Origin of the sequence: Streptomyces sp. DT190, from assembly GCF_049846985.1 — a bacterium.
In the GTDB taxonomy this organism is placed as follows: domain Bacteria; phylum Actinomycetota; class Actinomycetes; order Streptomycetales; family Streptomycetaceae; genus Streptomyces.
The window spans coordinates 97,153-115,345 of sequence record NZ_JBNCNM010000025.1 but is presented as its reverse complement, the minus strand read 5'-3'; the positions used below and the strand labels follow the sequence as shown (position 1 = coordinate 115,345).

Genomic DNA, 18,193 nt, shown 5'->3' with positions numbered 1-18,193 from the left:
CGAGCGCCGCGAGGAGAGCCATGCCCAGCGCGATCGTCAACGGGGTCCGGATCCACTACGACGACACCGGCAGCGGCGAACCCGTGGTCCTGGTCATGGGCCAGGGCGCCCGCGGCCGCGCCTGGCACCTCCACCAGGTGCCGGCGCTGGTCGACGCCGGGTACCGCGTGGTCACCTTCGACAACCGGGGCGTCCCGCCGAGCGAGGAGTGCCCCGGCGGCTTCACCGTCGACGACCTCGTGGCCGACACCGCGGGCCTGATCGAGCACCTCGGCCTCGCACCCTGCCGCCTGGCCGGGGTGTCCCTGGGCGCCTATGTCGTCCAGGAACTGATGCTGCGCCGGCCCCGGCTGGTACGGCAGGGCGTGCTGATGGCCACCCGGGGCCGCACGGACACCCTGCGCGCCGCCATGGCCGCGGCCGAACGCGCCCTGCACGACGGTGCGGTGGCACTGCCCCCGGCCTACGCGGCGTGGGTGCGGGCCCTGACGAACCTCTCACCCGCCACCCTCGACGACGAACAGCGGGTGCGCGACTGGCTGGAGCTGTTCGAGCTGTCTCCCGAGCCGTCGGGTCCGGGCGTGCGCGCCCAGCTCGACCTGGAGGTGCCCGAGGGGCGGCTGCGGGCCTACCGGGGGATCGACGTGCCCTGCCTGGTGATCGGCTTCGCGGACGACGTCCTGCTGCCGCCGCACCTGGGACGCGAGGTCGCCGAGGCCGTACCGGGCGCGCTCTACCAGGAGATCAAGGGCTGCGGCCACTACGGCTACCTGGAGCGCCCGGACGAAGTGAACCGTGTGCTGCTGGACTTCTTTCGCAACTGTTCCGCGTAGCCGTTCTTCCGGACACGGCGATGTTGAATTAGGTTAGCCTCACCTAAGTGCTACTCCTCAGGGGGTCATGGTGCAGCGCACCTTGCTCAACGGCAAGATCCACCGAGCCACCGTCACCCAGGCCGATCTGCACTACGTGGGATCCCTGACGATCGATCAGGACCTCATGGACGCGGCCGACATCACCGAGGGCGAGCAGGTCCACGTGGTCGACATCGACAACGGCGCCCGGCTCACCACCTACGCCATCACCGGCGAACGCGGCACCGGCGTCATCGGCGTCAACGGGGCCGCCGCCCACCTCGTCCACCCCGGACACCTCGTGATCATCATGTCGTTCGCCGCGCTCGACGAGACCGAACGGGGCGCCCACCGGCCCCGCGTCGTCCACGTCGACAAGGGCAACCGGATCCTCGCCCTCGGCGCGGACCCGGCCGAGCCGGTGCCCGGGGCGCCGGACCAGTACTCGGGAGCCTTCACCCAGCAGGAGGGGAACTGAGCCATGGCCAACCCGTTCGACGACGACAGCGGCGTCTTCCGCGTCCTGGTGAACGACGAGGGCCAGTACTCGCTGTGGCCGGACTTCGCGCCCGTACCGGCCGGCTGGCAGAGCGTGCACGGCCCGGGCACCCGGGCCGCCTGCCTGGAGCACATCGAGCGGCACTGGACGGACATGCGTCCGCGCAGCCTGGCCGAGGCCATGCGCGGAGCCGGCCACTGATGGCGCCCCGCCCGGTCGTGGAGGACGTGCTCCCGCTGTCGCCGACACAGGAGGGCATGGTCTTCCACGCCCTGTACGACGAGCACGCCCCGGACGTCTACACCGGCCAACTCGTCATCCGGCTCGAAGGGCCCCTGGAACCGTGCCGGTTGCGCGCGGCCGCGGACGCCCTGCTGGCCCGGCACGCCAACCTCCGGGCCGCCTTCCGCACCCAGCGCTCGGGACGGCGGGTGCAGGTCGTCGCCGGCGGCATCCGCGCGCCCTGGCGTGAGACGGACCTGTCCGGCCTGCCCCCGGCCGAGCGGGAGAGGGCGTTCGAGGACCTGCTCGCCCGGGACCGCGAGATCCGCTTCGACCTGGCGCGCCCGCCGCTGCTGCGCGTGCGGCTGCTGGCGTTCGGGGACCGGGACCACCGGCTGCTGATCTCCTCCCACCACCTGCTCTGGGACGGCTGGTCCGCGCCCGTACTGGTCCGCGAGCTGTTCCGCCTCTACACCTGCGGCGGCGACCCGGCCGCCCTGCCCCCGGTCCGCCCCTACCGCGACTACCTCGCGTGGCTGTCCCGCCAGGACCGCGGGGCCGCCGAACAGGCCTGGCGCCACGCCTTGCGGGACCTCGGCGAACCGTGCCTGCTCGCCCCCGGCGCGCGGGACCTGCCCGCCGCCCCGCCCGGGCGGCACGTCGTGCGGCTGTCCGAGCGGGACACCACGGCCCTCACCGCGACCGCCCGGGCCCGCGGCGTCACCGTCAGCACCGTCCTGCAGGGGTTGTGGGCGGTGCTGCTCGCCCGGTACACCGGCCGGCTGGACGTGGTCCTCGGCGCCACGGTGTCCGGCCGGGACGCCGACGTGCCCGGCATCGAGTCGATGGTCGGCCTGTTCATCAACACCCTGCCCGTCCGGGTGCGGTTACGTCCCGCCGAGCCGCTCGCCGGCCTGCTCCGGCGGATCCAGACCGAGCGGTCGGCGCTGCTGGGCCACGAGCACCTCGGCCTCGCCGGCATCCAGCGGGCCGCCGGACACGACCTGCTCTTCGACACGCTGCTGGTCTTCGAGAGCTACCCGATCGACGACGGGGGCATCGCCGACGCCCTGGGCCCCGACGGCCCCCGCATGACCGGGGTGACCGTCCACGACGCCACGCACTACCCGCTGACCCTCACCGCGCTGCCCGGCGACCGGCTCACCCTGACCTTCGGCTACGGGCCCGCGGCGCTGGACGAGGCGACCGTGACCGCCCTGGCGACCCAACTGCACGGACTCGTACGGCAGTTCACGGAGGAACCCGATCAGCTCGTGGGGCGGCTGGGCACCGGCCCGGACGACGGGACGCGCGCCGCCGCGCAGGAACCGCCCGCCGCCGACGGCCGCACCACCGTCCGCGACCTCTTCGAGGCGCAGGCCGCCCGCACCCCGCTCGCCCCCGCCGTGCACCACGGGGACACCACCCTCACCTTCGCCCGGCTGGACGCGGCCGCCGACGCGCTGGCCGCGGCGCTCCTCGCCCGCGGCGCCGGACCCGAGACCGTCGTGGCCGTCGCCCTGCCACGCGGACGGGAACTCGTCACCGCGCTCCTCGCCGTCCTCAAGGCGGGGGCGGCCTGCATGCCCCTCGACCCGTCCTACCCGCCCGAGCGCATCGCCCTCATGCTCGGGGACGCCCGGCCGCGACTCGTGGTCAGCGACCGGGAGACGGCCCGCGCGCTCGCCCTCGACCCCGAGACGGTCTGCGACCCCGGCGAGACGGCCACGGCCGCAGCCCGCCCGCCGCTGTCCCCCGACCACCCCGCGTACGTCGTCTTCACCTCCGGCTCCACCGGCCGCCCCAAGGGCGTGCTCGGCACGCAGCGGGCCCTGGCCAACCGGCTCGCCTTGGGCAGGCAGCTGACGGACGGTCCGGGCGGCGCCCGCCTGGCCAAGAGCCCGATCAGCTTCATCGACGGCCTGACCGAACTGCTCGGCGCGCTGATCGCGGGCGAGGCCGTGGCCCTCGCCGACGACGCGGCGGCGGGCGACCCGGCCGCCCTGGCCGCGCTGGCCGACCGCCACGGGGTCACCCAGCTCACCGCTGTACCCAGCCTCCACACCACCCTGGTGGAGTCCGCCCCACCGGGCGGCTTCGGCTCGGTGCGCACCTGGATCTCCAGCGGCGAACCCCTCCCCACCGACCTGGCCCGCCGCATCACCGAACGCTGGCCCGACTCCCGCCTCGTCAACCTCTACGGCTGCTCGGAAGCGGCCGGCGACAGCCTCGCCCACGTGTACCTCCCGGAGGACACGCACCTGAGGGCCCGACCGCTGGGCGGGGCGACGGGGCCGGGCGGGGCGGAGGGCGGTGCCGGCCCGGCGGGTGGGGCGGGCACCGGTACTGTCCCGCCGGGCGGGCCGGCCGGAGCTTCCGTTCCGCCGGGCGAGGGGGGCGCGGACGGCGTCCCGCAAGATTCACGCGACGCCGCTCCGCAAGATCCGCGCGCCACCAACGCCGCTCCGCTCGGCGGCCCCGCCGCCGGTGCGGTCCCGCGGGGCGGGTCGGCCGCCGGTACCGCCCCTTCGGGTGGGCCGGGTGCCGACAGCATGGCGGCGGGCCGGTCGGCCGCCGGTGTCGTCCCGCGGGGCGGGTCGGCCGCCCCGTCGGGAGGGCCGGGCACCGGCGCCACCCCGCCGGGCGGGTCAGCAGCCGGCACGGTGCCGCCCGGTCGGCAGGCCCCCGGTGCCGTTCCGCTCGGTCGGCAGGCCTCCGGTGCCGTTCCGCTCGGTCGGCAGGCCTCCGGTGCCGTCCTGCCCGGGCGGCAGGCCTCCGGTGCCGTCCTGCCCGGGCGGCAGGCCTCCGGTACCGTTCCGCCCGGTCGGCAGGCCTCCGGTACCGTTCCGCCCGGTCGGCAGGCCTCCGGTACCGTTCCGCTCGGGCGGCCCGTCGCCGGTACCCGGGTGTACGTGCTGGATCCGTTCCTGCGGCCGGCCCCGGTCGGGGCGGCCGGGGAGTTGTACCTTGCCGGGGCCGGGCTCGCCCGGGGGTATCTGAACCAGCCCGGGCGTACCGCCGAACGGTTCGTCGCCGACCCCTTCGGGCCGCCCGGCGGCCGCCTCTACCGCACCGGTGACCTCGCCCGGCTCCTGCCCGACGGCACGGTCGAGTTCCTGGGCCGGGCCGACCAGCAGGTCAAGATCCGGGGTTTCCGGGTCGAGCCCGGGGAGATCGAGGCGGCGGCACGGGCCCTGCCGGGTGTGCGCCGGGCCGCGGTCGTGGCCCGGCAGGACGGCACGGCGCCCCGGCGGCTCGTGGCGTACGTCGAACCCGGGCTGGACGCCGCCACCGGACCGGACCCGGCCGCCCTGCGGCACGCGCTCGCCGAGCGGCTGCCCGCCCCTCTCGTCCCGGCCGCCGTGGTGGTCCTCCCGGCGCTGCCGCTGACCCCCAGCGGCAAACTCGACCGCCGTGCGCTGCCCGCCCCCGACTTCACCGGGTCGAGCACCTTCGCCCCGCCGCGCACCGAGCCGGAGAAGGTGCTCTGCGGCCTGTTCGCCGAGGTCCTCGACGTCGAACGGGTCGGCGTCCACGACGACTTCTTCGCCCTCGGCGGCGACAGCATCGTCTCGGTCCGGCTGGCCGACCGGGCCCGCAGGGCGGGGCTCGGGCTCTCGCCCCGGGACGTGTTCACGCACCGCACCCCGGCCGGTCTCGCCCGCTCCCTGCCGGACGGGCCCGCACCGCAGGGGGAGTTCACCGCGACCGCCGCGTCGCTGGTGTCGCTCAGCCCGTCGCAGCTCGACAACGTCAAGGCGAGGTGGAGGAGCCGATGAGCACAGAGCCCACCGGGGCCGCGGACGACGGATCCCCGGTCGACGACGGCTCACTGGTCGAGGACGTCCTGCCGCTGTCCCCGCTGCAACAGGGCCTGCTCTTCCACGCCTTGTTCGACGAGGCCGCCCAGGACGTCTACACCATGCAGTCCCTCGTGGAGATCGAGGGCCCGCTGCGCCCCGGCCCGCTGCGCGAGGCCGCCGAGGAGCTCGTCGCCCGGCACGCCGTGCTGCGCAGCGCCTTCCTGCACGAGGACGACATGGAAGAGCCGGTGCAGGTCGTCCTGAAGGAGGTCCCCGTCGACTGGCGGGAGGCCCACGCCGCCGACGAGGCCGAGGTGGAGAGACTCGTCGCCGCCGACGCCACCGCCCGCTTCGACCCGACCGACCCCCCGCTGCTGCGCCTGACGCTGATCGACCGCGGCGGGGACCGCCGGCTGCTCGTCCTCACCAACCACCATCTGCTCCTGGACGGCTGGTCCGTCCCGCTGCTCGTCCGCGAACTCCTCCAGTTGTACGCCCACCGGCTCGCCCCCGGCCGATGCGCCCCGCTGCCCGCCGTACGGCCGTACCGGGACTTCCTCGCCTGGCTGGCGAGCCGGGACCGGGAGGCGTCCGGCCGGGCCTGGCGCCGGGCCCTGGCCGGGGCGGCACCGACCCTGCTGGCCCCCGAAGCCGCCGGCCTCGTCCCCGTCCCGCCCGAACTGCACACCCTGCGGCTGTCCGAGGAACTCACCGCCGGCCTGCAGCGCACCGCCCGCGCCCGGGGCGTCACCGTCAACACCGTCGTCCAGGGGCTGTGGGCCCTGCTGCTGGCGCGCCTGACCGGCAGGGACGACGTGGTGTTCGGCGCGACCGTGGCGGGGCGGCCCGCCGAACTCGCCGGCGCCGAGTCGATGATCGGCCTGTTCATCAACACCGTGCCGGTGCGGGTGACCGTACCGCCGGGGGAGCCGGCCGCCGCCTACCTGCGCCGGTTGCAGGACGAGCAGTCCCGGCTGATGGACCACCAGTACCTCGGGCTCACCGAGATCCAGCGCCTCGCCGGGGCCGGTGACCTCTTCGACTCGCTGCTGGTCTTCGAGAACTACCCGATCGACCAGCAGGCGGTGGCCCGCGCGGAGGCGGAGGCCGGCCTGCGGATCCTCGACGTCAAGGGCTCCGGCGCCACCCACTACCCGCTGACCCTGGCCGTGCTCACCGAGCAACGCCTCGGCGTCGTCTTCGAGTTCCGGCCGGACTCCTACGACCGCCCGGCCGTGGAACGGCTCGCCGGGCGCTTCGGACAGCTGGTCCGCGCGGTCGTGGCGGCGCCCGACACGCCCCTGGCGGCACTGGACGTCCTCGCGCCCGAGGAGCGGGCCGCGCTGCTGGACCGCGGCAGGGCCGACCGGCTGCCCGTCCCGCACGCCACGCTCCCGGATATCTTCCAGGACCGGGCCGCCCGCACACCGGACGCCGTGGCCGTCGCCGGTGCCGGGCGGCGGCTCACCTTCGCCGAGGTCAACACCGAGGCCAACCGGCTGGCCCGGCTGCTGGCCGCCTCCGGTGCGGGGCCCGAGCGGATCGTCGCCCTGGCCCTGCCACCCACCCCCGACACGATCACCGCGCTGCTCGCCGTCCAGAAGGCGGGCGCCGCCTACCTGCCCCTCGACCCCGCCTGGCCCGAGGAGCGGATCGCCGGCATGCTCGCCGACGCCCGGCCCGTCGCGGTGATCGCCACCACCGGCACCGCCCCCGGCCCGGACACCCTCGGCGACGTCCCCGCCCTCCTGCTCGACGACCCCGGCACCCGGCGGCGCGTCGCCGACGCGGACGGCACCGACCTCACGGACGCCGACCGCGCCGGAGCGCTGCTGCCCGAGCATCCCGCGTACGTCATCTACACCTCCGGCTCCACCGGCCGCCCCAAGGCCGTCGTCGTACCGCAGCGGGCCATCGTCAACCTCTCCGCCGCGCACCACGCGGCGCTGCACGCACCGGCCTTCGCGGCGGCCGGCGGCCGACCGCTGCGCGTGGGCCACGCCTGGCCGACGGCGTTCGACGCCTCCTGGCAGCCCATGCTGTGGATGTTCGCCGGGCACGAACTGCACCTGGTGCCCGAGGACGTCCGCCGCGATCCCGACGCGCTGCGCGCCTTCCTCGCCGAGCACCGCATCGAGTTCATCGAGCTGTCCCCCTCCCTGCTCGCCGAGGTGGTCGCACGCGGCGGCGACTGGCGGGCGGACCTGAAGATGCTGGGCGTCGGCGGCGAGGCCGTACCGCCCGATCTGTGGCGCATCCTGCGGGAGACCGGCGGTCTGGCCGCGCACAACCTGTACGGGCCCACCGAGTGCACCGTCGACTCCGCCGACTGCGACCTCGCGCTCAGCGACCGGCCCGCCATCGGCCGGCCGGTGAGCGGCGCCACCCTGTACATCCTCGACGGGCACCTCAACCCCGTGCCCCCGGGCGTCGCCGGCGAGCTGTACATCGCCGGCGAAGGGCTGGCCCGCGGCTACCTGGGCCGCCCGGGCACCACCGCCGAGCGCTTCGTCGCCGACCCGTTCTCCGCCCGCCCCGGCGCCCGCATGTACCGCACCGGGGACATCGCCCGGTGGACCGGACAGGGCCTGGTGGAGTGCCTCGGCCGCGTCGACGACCAGGTCAAGATCAGGGGCTACCGCATCGAACCCGGCGAGATCGAGGCGGTCCTGCTCGACCACCCACTCGTCGAGCGCGCCGCGGTCGTCGTCCGCGAGGACACCCCGGGCGTACGCCGCCTCGTCGCCTACGTCGTCACCGCCCCGGCCGCCCCGCCCGCCGACGAGACGGCGCACCTGCTGCGCGGCGCGGCCGCCGCCGTCCTGCCCGACTACATGGTGCCGTCGGCGTTCGTCCCGGTCGACGCCTTCCCCCTCACCCTCAACGGCAAGCTCGACACCGCCGCGCTCCCGGCGCCCTCCCGCACCGCCGGACCCGCCGCGCAGCCGCCGCGCACCGCAGCCGAGAAACAGCTCGCCGACCTCTTCGCGCGGGTCCTCGGCCTCGACTCGGTGGGCGTGCACGACAGCTTCTTCGCGCTCGGCGGCGACAGCATCGTCTCCATGCGCCTGGTCGGCCGGGCCCGCGCCGCCGGGCTGGCGCTCTCGCCGCGCGACGTGTTCGAGCACCCGACCGTCGCGGGGCTCGCGGCGGCCGCCCGCACCGACCGGCGCCCGGCGGCCGACCCCGACGCGGGCATCGGCGACATCCCCCTCACCCCGGCGCTCGCCGCCCTCGTCGAACAGGGCGCCCCCGTCGCGGCGTTCGGCCAGGCCCGCTTCCTGCGCACCCCGCCCGGCATGGACCTCGACGGCCTGCACCGCACGGTCCAGACCGTCCTGGACCGGCACGACCTGCTGCGCGCCGTCCTCGCACCGGACGAGCGGGGCCGCTGGCGCCTGCGCACCACACCGCCGGGCACCGTCCGCGCCCCGGACCGCGTGGACCGCACCGACGCCGCCCGGCTGGACCACGCCACCATCGGCTCGCTCGTGCCCGGCGCCCTCAAGGAACTGGCCGCCCGGCTCGACCCCGCCGCCGGGGCGGTCGCACGGTTCCTGTGGTTCGACACCGGGCCGGAACGTGAGGGACGCCTGCTGGCCGTCCTGCACCACCTGGCGACCGACGCAGCCTCCTGGGGCGTCCTCACCGCCGATCTCGCGGCGGCCTGGCACCGCACCGAGCCGGCCCCGCCGGGCACCTCCTTCCGGGAGTGGGCCCGGGCCCTGCGGGCCGAGGCCGTCTCGGCCCACCGCACGGCCGAACTCGCCCACTGGACCGCGGTGTCGGGCCGATCCGAACCGGACCTGGGCGCCGGTCCGCTCGACCCGGCCCGGGACACCCTGGCCACCGTGCGCCGCCACCGCACGTCCCTCGGCCCGGACCTCACCGCACGCCTCCTCGCCCACCCCGTGCGGGACGTCCTGCTGACCGCGCTGGCCCTCGCCGTCCCGGCCTGGCGGCGCGAACTGGGCCGTCCCGCCCCGGACGAGTCCGTCCTGGTCGCCCTGGAGGGACACGGCCGGGAGGAGCACCTCCTGCCGGGCGCCGACCTGTCCGGCACGCTCGGCTGGTTCACCACCGTCCACCCCGTCCGCCTCGACCCCGGTGACGCGCCCCCCGCCGAGCAGCTACGGCGCGTGCGCGAGCAGGTGGCCGCAGCGCCCGACCAGGGCATCGGCCACGGCCTGCTGCGCCACCTCAACCCGGACACCGCCCCCGTCCTGGCCGGGCTTCCCCAGCCGTCGATCCAGGTCAACTACCTGGGCCGGATGACCCTGGGCGAGCAGTCCGGGGACACCGCGTTCACCGGCGCTCCCGAGACGGGCGCCGTCGGCGGATGGGCCGACCCCGCGACACCGGTCCGCTACCCGCTGGTCCTCGACGCCGTGATCGGCGAGGGCACGAACGGTGACGTCTCGGACGGCGACGGCCCTGAGGGCCACGGCATGGTCGGCGACGGCCCGGACGGCCACGGAACGAACGGCGACGGCCCTGAGGGCCACGGCATGGTCGGCGACGGCCCGGACGGCCACGGAACGAACGGCAGCGGCCCGGACGGTGACGGCACGAACGCCGCCGGCACGAACGGCGACGGCCCGGACCGCGACGGCCCGGACGGTGACGGCACGATCGGCGACGGCCCGGACGGCCACGGAACGAACGGCAACGGCCCGGACGGTGACGGCACGAACGCCGACCGCCCGGAGGGCCACGGCCCGGTCCTCACCGCCTGGTGGCACTGGCCGGAACGGCTCCTCACCCCGGCGCAGGCCGAACGGCTCGGCGACCTGTGGACCGCTTCCCTCGAACGGCTGCTGAAAGGCGGAGACCAGTGACCGACACCCAGGCGGCCCCGTCGGGCGACCTCGCGGCCCGCAAGCGGGAACTCCTGCGCCGCCGGCTGGAGAACGCCGGCCTGGCCGACGCCCCCGCCCGGGCCGAGCGGATCCCGCCCCGGCCCCCGGGCGCCGGCCCGCTGCCCCTGTCGTACGCCCAGTCCCGTATGTGGCTGCTGCAGCAGCTCGACCCGGCCAGCCCCGCCTACAACGTCTGCCTGGCCATCCGGCTGCGCGGGCCCCTCGACACCCACGCGCTGCGCACCGCCCTGGGAGGCCTGCTCGCCCGGCACGAGGTGCTGCGCACCCGGTATCCGGCGGCCGAGGACGGCGCGCCCCACCAAGTCGTCGACCCGGAAGCGGAGCTGCGCTTCGAGGCGGTCGACCTGCACGCCCTGCCCGAGACGGAACGGGACCGGCGCGCCGCCGCGCTGGCCCGCACCGCCTCCGCCACCCCGTTCGACCTCGCCGCCGACCACCCCCTGCGCGCCCTGCTCGTCCGGCGCGACGACGAGGACCACACGCTGGTGCTGACGGTGCACCACATCGCATGGGACGGCGGCACCTTCAACGCCCTCTCCCGCGACCTGAGCGCCCTCTACCGGGCCGCACTCGGGGACGAGGGCGACCGGCTCGACGAACTGCCCGCCCAGTACGCCGACTTCGCGCTGTGGCAGCGCACCACCTTCACCGACGAGCGGCTGGCCGATCACCTCGACCACTGGCGCACCGCCCTGGTCCCACCGCCCCGCCCCCTGGACCTGCCCACCGACGCACCCCGCACCCGGCGCCCCACCGCGCACGGAGACCGCCGTTTCCACACGTTCGCACCCGAGGTCACCGACCGCCTCACGGCCTTCGCCCGCACGGCCGGCGCCACCCCGTTCATGGTGCTGCTCGCGGGCCTGGCCGCCCTGCTCCACCGCCTCACCGGAGCCACCGACGTCCCGGTCGGCTCCGCCGTGATGAACCGCGACCTGCCCGGACTCGACCAGCTGATCGGCAACTTCGGCAACACCCTGGCCCTGCGCGCCGACCTCGACGGCGACCCCGGGACCGCCGAACTCGTCGAACGCGTCCGCCGCCTGTGCACCGAGGCCTACGCCCACCAGGACATGCCCTTCGACCTGCTGGTGGAGCGGCTGCGGCCGCGGCGGCACCCGGGCCGGGCCGTGTGGTTCGACGTCATGCTGCTCTTCCTCACCCAGGGACTGCAGGGACCCCGGCTGCCCGGGGTGAGCGCCCAGTGGGAGACCGTCCACAACGACACCACCCAGTTCGACCTGTCCCTGGAGGCCTTCCTCACCGACGGGCGGCTGCGCATCGAGGCCACCTACCGCAGCTCCCTGTTCACCCCTCAGACCGTCGACCGGCTGCTGCACCGGCTGGAGACACTCCTGGCCGCCGGGCTCGCCGACCCCGAACTGCCCGTATCACGCCTGCCGTTGATGCCCGCCACGGAGGAGCACCAGGTCCTGGGCGAGTGGAACGACACCGCCCGGCCCGTCCCGCGCACCACCCTCGCCGCCCTGCTCGCCGAGCAGGCCGCCCGCACCCCCGGCGCGCCGGCGCTCACCCACGAGGACGGCACCCTCGGCTACGCCGAGCTCCACGCCCGCGCCAACCGCCTCGCCCGCCTGCTGATCAGCCACGGCGTCGGCCCCGAACACCGCGTCGCCGTGGCCCTCGACCGGGGACCCGACCTGGTCGTGGCACTCCTGGCGACGCTCCAGGCGGGCGCCGCCTACGTCCCGCTGGACACCGGCTATCCCGCCGAACGCCTCGCCGTGATGATCGAGGACGCCGACCCGGCGCTCCTGCTCACGTCGAGCGGAGCCGCCGACCGGATCCCCGCCTGCGCGGCTCCCGTGCTCCTGCTCGACGACCCCGCTCTGCCCGGCCGCCTGGCCGCGTACGGCCCCGCCCCCGTCACCGACGTCGAGCGGCTCGCGCCGCTGCGGCCCGGACACCCCGCGTACGTCATCTTCACCTCCGGCTCCACCGGCCGCCCCAAGGGCGTCGTCGTACCGCACGCCGCCATCGTCAACCGGCTGCTGTGGATGCAGGACGCCTACCGCCTGGACCCCGAGGACCGGGTGCTGCAGAAGACCCCGGCGGGCTTCGACGTCTCCGTCTGGGAGTTCTTCTGGCCGCTGACCACCGGGGCGACACTGGTCCTCGTCCGTCCCGGCGGCCACCGCGACCCGGCCCACCTGGCCGCGCTGATCCGCGAACAGCGGGTCACCACCGCCCACTTCGTCCCCTCGATGCTGCGGGTCTTCCTCGACGACCCCGCCGCCGCACGGACGCGGGGCGTGCTGCGCCGGATCGTGTGCAGCGGCGAGGTCCTGCCCACCGACCTCGCCGAACGCTGCACCCGCCTGCTGCCCGGCACCGCCGTGCACAACCTCTACGGCCCCACCGAGGCGGCCGTCGACGTCACCGCCTGGTCCTGCGCCGACGGCACGCGCTTCGCCGCCGGCTCCGTGCCCATCGGACGCCCGGTCTGGAACACCCGCACCCTCGTCCTGGACGCCGCCCTGCGCCCGGTGCCGCCCGGCGTCGCCGGCGAGCTGTACCTCGCCGGGACCCAGCTCGCGCGGGGCTACCTCGGACGGCCCGCCCTGACCGCCGGACGGTTCGTCGCCGACCCCTACGGACCGCCCGGCGGCCGCCTGTACCGCACCGGCGACGTGGTCCGCTGGACCGCCCACGGCGCCCTGGAGTTCCTCGGCCGGGCCGACGACCAGGTGAAGATCCGCGGCTTCCGGGTCGAACCGGGCGAGACGGAGGCCGCCCTGGCCGCCCTGCCCGGGGTGTCCCAGGCCGCCGTCACGGTGGCCCGGGACGCGCACGGCGAACCCCGCCTGGTCGCCTACGCCGTCCCCCGGCCCGGGCGGCGGCCCGAACCACTGGAGGTCCGGAGGGACCTCGCGGGAATCCTCCCGGACCACCAGGTGCCCTCCGCGGTCGTCGTACTGGACGCCCTGCCGCTGACCCCCAACGGCAAACTCGACCGGGCCGCCCTGCCCGCCCCCGACCTGGCGGCGCTCACCACCGCCACCGCACCGCGCACCGAGGCCGAGGCGGCGCTGTGCCGGCTCTTCGCGGAACTGCTCGGGCTGCCCTCGGTCGGTGTCCACGACGAGTTCTTCGCCCTCGGCGGCCACTCCCTGCTCGCCACCCGCCTCGTCGCCCGGGTCCGCGCCGAGCGGGGCACCGACCTGCCGTTGCGGGCCGTCTTCGACACCCCCACCGCGGCCGCCCTGGCACCCCTGCTGGACGCGCCCGCGCGGCGGCGGCCCGGCTTGCGTCCCGCCGCCCGGCGACCCGATCCGGTACCGCTGTCCTTCGCGCAGTCCCGGCTGTGGTTCCTGTACCGGCTGGAGGGACCGGCCCCCACCTACAACATCCCCACCGCCGTCCGGCTCGGCGGCCCGCTCGACCCCGCGGCCCTGCGGGCGGCGCTCCAGGACGTCGTGGACCGCCACGAGGCCCTGCGCACGGTCTTCCCCGACGACGACGGCGTGCCCCGGCAGGAGATCCGCGCCGACGCGGCCGTGCCCTTCGAGACGCTGACCGCGCCCGCCGGCGACGTCGACGCGCTGCTCGCCCGGGCCGCCGCGTACTCCTTCGCCCTCGACCGGGAGATCCCGGTGCGCGCCACGCTCGTGGCCGTCGCCCCCGACGACCACGTGCTGCTCCTGCTCGTCCACCACATCGCCACCGACGGCTGGTCGGCCGAGCCGCTGCTGCGCGACCTGGAGACCGCCTACGCCGCCCGCCTGGACGGCGCACCCCCCGCCTGGCCGCCGCTCGCGGTGCAGTACGCCGACCACACCCTGTGGCAGCGCGACCTGCTCGACGAGGAGTACACCGCCCGCGAGGTGGACTCCTGGGCGCGGCGCCTGGACGGGCTCCCCGAGGAACTCCAGCTGCCCGTCGACCGGCCGCGCCCCGCCGTGCCCGGCCACCGGGCCGGAGCCGTCGACTTCACCCTCGACGCCGCGACCCACCGGGCGCTGCGCGAGCTGTCCGCCGAGGCCGGCGGCACCGTCTTCATGGCCCTCCAGGCGGCCCTCGCCGTCCTGCTCGCCCGGCTCGGCGCCGGGGACGACATCCCGCTGGGCACCCCGGTGGCCGGCCGCGCCGACCCCGCCCTCGACGACCTGGTCGGCCTGTTCGTCAACACCCTCGTGCTGCGCACCGACGTCTCGGGCGACCCGGCGTTCCGCACGCTGCTCGCCCGGGTGCGCGAGGCCGACCTGGACGCCTACGCCCACCAGGACCTGCCCTTCGAGCGGCTGGTGGACGCGCTCGCGCCGACCCGCTCGACGAGCCGCCACCCGCTGTTCCAGGTGATGCTCGCCCACCAGCAGGCCCCGCCCGCCACCCGGGACTTCGCCGGACTCACCCTGACCGAGCGGCGCGTGCCCTTCCACACCGCCAAGACCGACCTGGCCTTCCACGTGTTCGAACGGGCGGACGCCGGCGGCATCGACGGCTCCCTGGTCTACAGCGAGGACCTGTACGACCCGGACACCGCGCGGGAGATGACCGAGCGGTTCGTGCGCCTGGCCGGCGAACTGGCCCGGGACCCGGACCGCCCGGTGGGCGCCGCCGACGTCCTCACCCCGCGCGAGAGGCACCTGCTGCTGGGGGAGTGGAACGACACCGCGCGCCCCATGCCGGTCACCACCCTCACCGCGCTCGTGGAGGAGCAGGCGGCGAAGACCCCGCACCTGGTGGCCGTCGAGTACGGCGTGCCCGGCGGCCCCGCCCTGACCTACGCCGAACTCGACGCCCTCGCCGGCGGCCTGGCGCGGCGGCTCGTCTCCCTCGGCGTGGGCCCCGAGTGCCGCGTCGGCATCCACCTGGAACGCTCCGTCGAGATGGTCGTCGCACTGCTGGCCGTGCTGAAGGCGGGCGGCGCCTTCGTCCCGCTGGAGCCGTCCTGGCCGGCCCGCCGTATCGCCGAGGTGTGCCGCAGCGCGGACCTGACCGCCGTCCTGGGCCGGCCCGGCGACGACGGCGTCCTCGGGCGCGAAACGCCCGGCCGGGACGCCCCGCCCGTCGTCGAGGTCACCCTCGACGGGCCCACGGCCGACCACCCGGGCGTCCCCGTCGACCCCGAGGGCCTCGCCTACGTCATCCACACCTCCGGCTCGACCGGCGTGCCCAAGGGCGCGATGATCCGGCACCGGGCCATCGCGCACCGGCTGCTGTGGCAGCGTGGCCTGCTGGGCTTCGGCACCGATGACGCGGCCCTGTTCAAGGCGCCGCTCGGCTTCGACATCTCCATCAACGAGATCTTCCTGCCCCTGGTCAACGGCGGCCGCGTGGTGATCGCCGAACCCGGCGGCGAACGGGACGTCGACTACCTCCTCGACACCGTCGAACGGCACCGGGTGACCTTCACCTACCTGGTCTCCTCGATGCTCGACCTGCTCCTGGAACTGGACGGCTTCGCCCGCCGCGCCGCCTGCCTGAAACACGTGTGGTGCGGCGGCGAGGTGCTCACACCGGAACTCTTCGCCCGCTTCCGGGCCGCCGGTGACGCGGTGATGTACCACGGTTACGGCCCGGCCGAGGCCACCATCGGCGTCAGCCACGTCGTGTACCGCACCGGCGCCGTCCGCAGCGCCGTCTCCATCGGCCGGCCCAACTCCAACACCCGCCTGTACGTCCTGGACGAACGGCTGCAGCCCGTCCCGGTGGGCGTGCCGGGCGAGTTGTACGCGGGCGGCGTCTACCTGGGCCGGGGCTACGTCAACGACCCGCGCCGCACCGCCGGCCACTTCGTCGCCGACCCGTTCGGCCCGCCCGGCGAACGCCTCTACCGCACCGGCGACCTGGTCCGCTGGCAGCGCGACGGCACCCTGGAGTTCCTCGGCCGGGCCGACCACCAGGTGAAGATCCGCGGCATGCGCGTCGAACTGGAGGAGATCGAGGCGATCCTCGAACAGCACCCGGACGTCCGGCGCGCCGTGGTGGTCGTCCGCGAGGACGCCCCCGGCGTCACACAGCTCGCCGGATACTGTCTGGCCGCCCCCGGAGCCCTGCCCGGACTGCGCGACTGGCTCGGGCAACGGCTGCCCGAGCACATGGTGCCGCGCACCCTCACCGTCCTGGACGCCTTCCCGCTGCTGCCTTCCGGCAAGGTGAACCGGGCCGGCCTGCCCGCGCCCGAGTCCGCCGCCGTCACCGGCACGTCCCGGGAACCCGCCAACGCACGCGAACGGCGGCTGTGCACCCTGTTCGCCACCGTCCTCGGTCTCGAACAGGTCGGCGTCGACGACGACTTCTTCCAGCTGGGCGGCGACAGCATCGTCTCCATCCGGCTGGTGACCCTCGCACGCAAGGAAGGCCTGCCCCTCAGCCCCCGCCAGGTCTTCCGGTCGCCCACCCCGGCCGGACTGGCCGCGGCCGTCGCCGACGCCGGAAGCGATCGCGCGACCGGGGCCGGCACCCCCGACGACGACCCGGTGGGCGAGGTCGGGCTCACCCCCGTGATGCGCTGGACGGCCGGCCCCGACGGCTCCTCGGGCGGTCTGGCGCAGGCCGTGCTCCTGGTGACGCCGGCCGGACTGACCGACGACGACGCCACCACCCTCCTCCAGGCCCTCCTGGACCGGCACGACATGCTCCGCGCCCGGCTGGCGGACGACGGCAGCCATCTGACGGTCCCCGCCGAGGGCACCCTGCGCGCGAGCGAGCTGCTGAGCCGGACCGAGGACACCGACCCCGAACGACAGGTGAGGCACGCGGCGGCCCGTCTCGACCCCCGTGCCGGACGGATGCTCCAGGCGGTGCTGCTCGGCACGGACCGGCTGCTCCTGGTCGCCCACCACCTCGTCGTCGACGGCGTGTCCTGGCGGATCATCACCGCCGAACTCGCCGACGCCTGGCGGGCCCTGCGCTCCGGCACGCCCCCGCGCTCGCACCGGACCGGCACGTCGTTCCGCCGCTGGAGCGCGCTGCTGGCCGAGCAGGCCCGCACCACGGAACGGGCCCGTGAACTGCCCTGGTGGACCGGGACGCTGCAGCGCGGGCGGCCCCTGGTGGAGCGGGAACTCGACCCCGTCCGCGACACGGCGGCGACCGTGCGCGAGGAGAGGCTGGTGCTCCCCGCCGACCTCACCGTCCCGCTGCTGACGACGGTGCCCACCGCCTACCGGGCCGCCGTCCCGGACGTGCTGCTGAGCGCCTTCGCGGTGGCGGCGGCGGCCTGGCGCGAGCAGCGCGGGGACCTCGCCGGCCGGTCGCTCCTCGTCGGGCTCGAAGGCCACGGGCGCGAGGAGGGACTCGCCGAGGGCGTCGACCTGTCGGCCACGGTGGGCTGGTTCACCACGTTCCACCCCGTCGCCCTCGACCCGGGCCCGCTCGACCTCGACGAGGCCCTCTCCGGCGGCACGGCCGCGGGCACCGCCCTGAAACGGATCAAGGAGCAGCTGCGCGCCGTACCGGACCACGGCCTCGGCTACGGCCTGCTGCGCCACCTCGACCCGGACGCCGCAGCCGCGCTGGCCCCACACCCGGAACCCCAGGTGGTCTTCAACTACCTCGGCCGGTTCACCGCGTCCGCCTCCGGCGCCGAACCGTGGCAACTCGCCCCCGAGGCACCGATGCTGGCCGTGCCGCCGGACGGCGAGCGGCCCGCCGCCTGCGGGCTGGAGATCAACGCCGTCGCCGTCGAGGAGGCCGGCGGTCTGCGGCTGCACGTCTCCGCGGCCGCACCCCGGGCGTTCCTCGTCCCGTCCGCGACCCGCGACCTGCTGACGCTGTGGGAGCGGGCCCTGCGCGGCCTCGTACGGCACGCCGAGGACACCCCCGCGGGCGGACTCACCCCGTCGGACCTGCCCTTGGTGGCCCTGACCCAGGAGGACATCGAGGACTTCGAGAGCGCCTTCGACCACGACCGTGACGACTTCGACGACTTCGACGACCACGACGCCTTCTGAGGGACAGCGGAGGAAC

General features: G+C 75.8%; 6 protein-coding genes. All 6 read left to right on the top strand.

Annotation, left to right across the window (positions count from 1 at the left end):
• Positions 1 to 20: 20 nt before the first annotated feature.
• The 6 genes from ACPXCS_RS32780 (at position 21) to ACPXCS_RS32755 (ending at position 18,177) form a co-directional block, all read left to right on the top strand.
• Entirely contained in the window at positions 21 to 833 is an 813-nt protein-coding gene (locus tag ACPXCS_RS32780; protein WP_425949040.1) for an alpha/beta fold hydrolase, read from the top strand.
• Positions 834 to 900: 67 nt separating this feature from the next.
• Positions 901 to 1,332, top strand: coding sequence for an aspartate 1-decarboxylase (panD, locus tag ACPXCS_RS32775; RefSeq protein WP_425949038.1), 432 nt, complete (start codon positions 901 to 903; stop codon positions 1,330 to 1,332).
• Positions 1,333 to 1,335: 3 nt separating this feature from the next.
• Positions 1,336 to 1,554, top strand: coding sequence for an MbtH family protein (locus ACPXCS_RS32770; RefSeq protein WP_425949036.1), 219 nt, complete (start codon positions 1,336 to 1,338; stop codon positions 1,552 to 1,554).
• Positions 1,554 to 5,354 (top strand): condensation domain-containing protein, encoded by a 3,801-nt coding sequence (locus ACPXCS_RS32765; RefSeq protein ID WP_425949034.1) that lies wholly within the window; start codon positions 1,554 to 1,556, stop codon positions 5,352 to 5,354. The genes ACPXCS_RS32770 and ACPXCS_RS32765 overlap by 1 nt, the downstream gene beginning before the upstream one ends.
• Positions 5,351 to 10,216: an amino acid adenylation domain-containing protein gene (locus ACPXCS_RS32760; RefSeq protein ID WP_425949032.1), complete on the top strand. Its 4,866-nt coding sequence runs from the start codon at positions 5,351 to 5,353 to the stop codon at positions 10,214 to 10,216. The genes ACPXCS_RS32765 and ACPXCS_RS32760 overlap by 4 nt, the downstream gene beginning before the upstream one ends.
• Positions 10,213 to 18,177 carry an amino acid adenylation domain-containing protein gene (locus ACPXCS_RS32755; protein WP_425949031.1) on the top strand — a complete coding sequence of 2,655 codons (7,965 nt, stop codon included), beginning with the start codon at positions 10,213 to 10,215 and terminating at the stop codon, positions 18,175 to 18,177. The genes ACPXCS_RS32760 and ACPXCS_RS32755 overlap by 4 nt, the downstream gene beginning before the upstream one ends.
• Positions 18,178 to 18,193 lie beyond the last annotated feature (16 nt).

Bases quoted from the DNA above. Each gene is read 5' to 3' on its own strand.
- ACPXCS_RS32770 (WP_425949036.1), top strand. From the start codon at position 1,336: ATGGCCAACCCGTTCGACGACGACAGCGGCGTCTTCCGCGTCCTGGTG.
- ACPXCS_RS32765 (WP_425949034.1), top strand. From the start codon at position 1,554: ATGGCGCCCCGCCCGGTCGTGGAGGACGTGCTCCCGCTGTCGCCGACA.
- panD (WP_425949038.1), top strand. From the start codon at position 901: ATGGTGCAGCGCACCTTGCTCAACGGCAAGATCCACCGAGCCACCGTC.
- ACPXCS_RS32780 (WP_425949040.1), top strand. From the start codon at position 21: ATGCCCAGCGCGATCGTCAACGGGGTCCGGATCCACTACGACGACACC.
- ACPXCS_RS32760 (WP_425949032.1), top strand. From the start codon at position 5,351: ATGAGCACAGAGCCCACCGGGGCCGCGGACGACGGATCCCCGGTCGAC.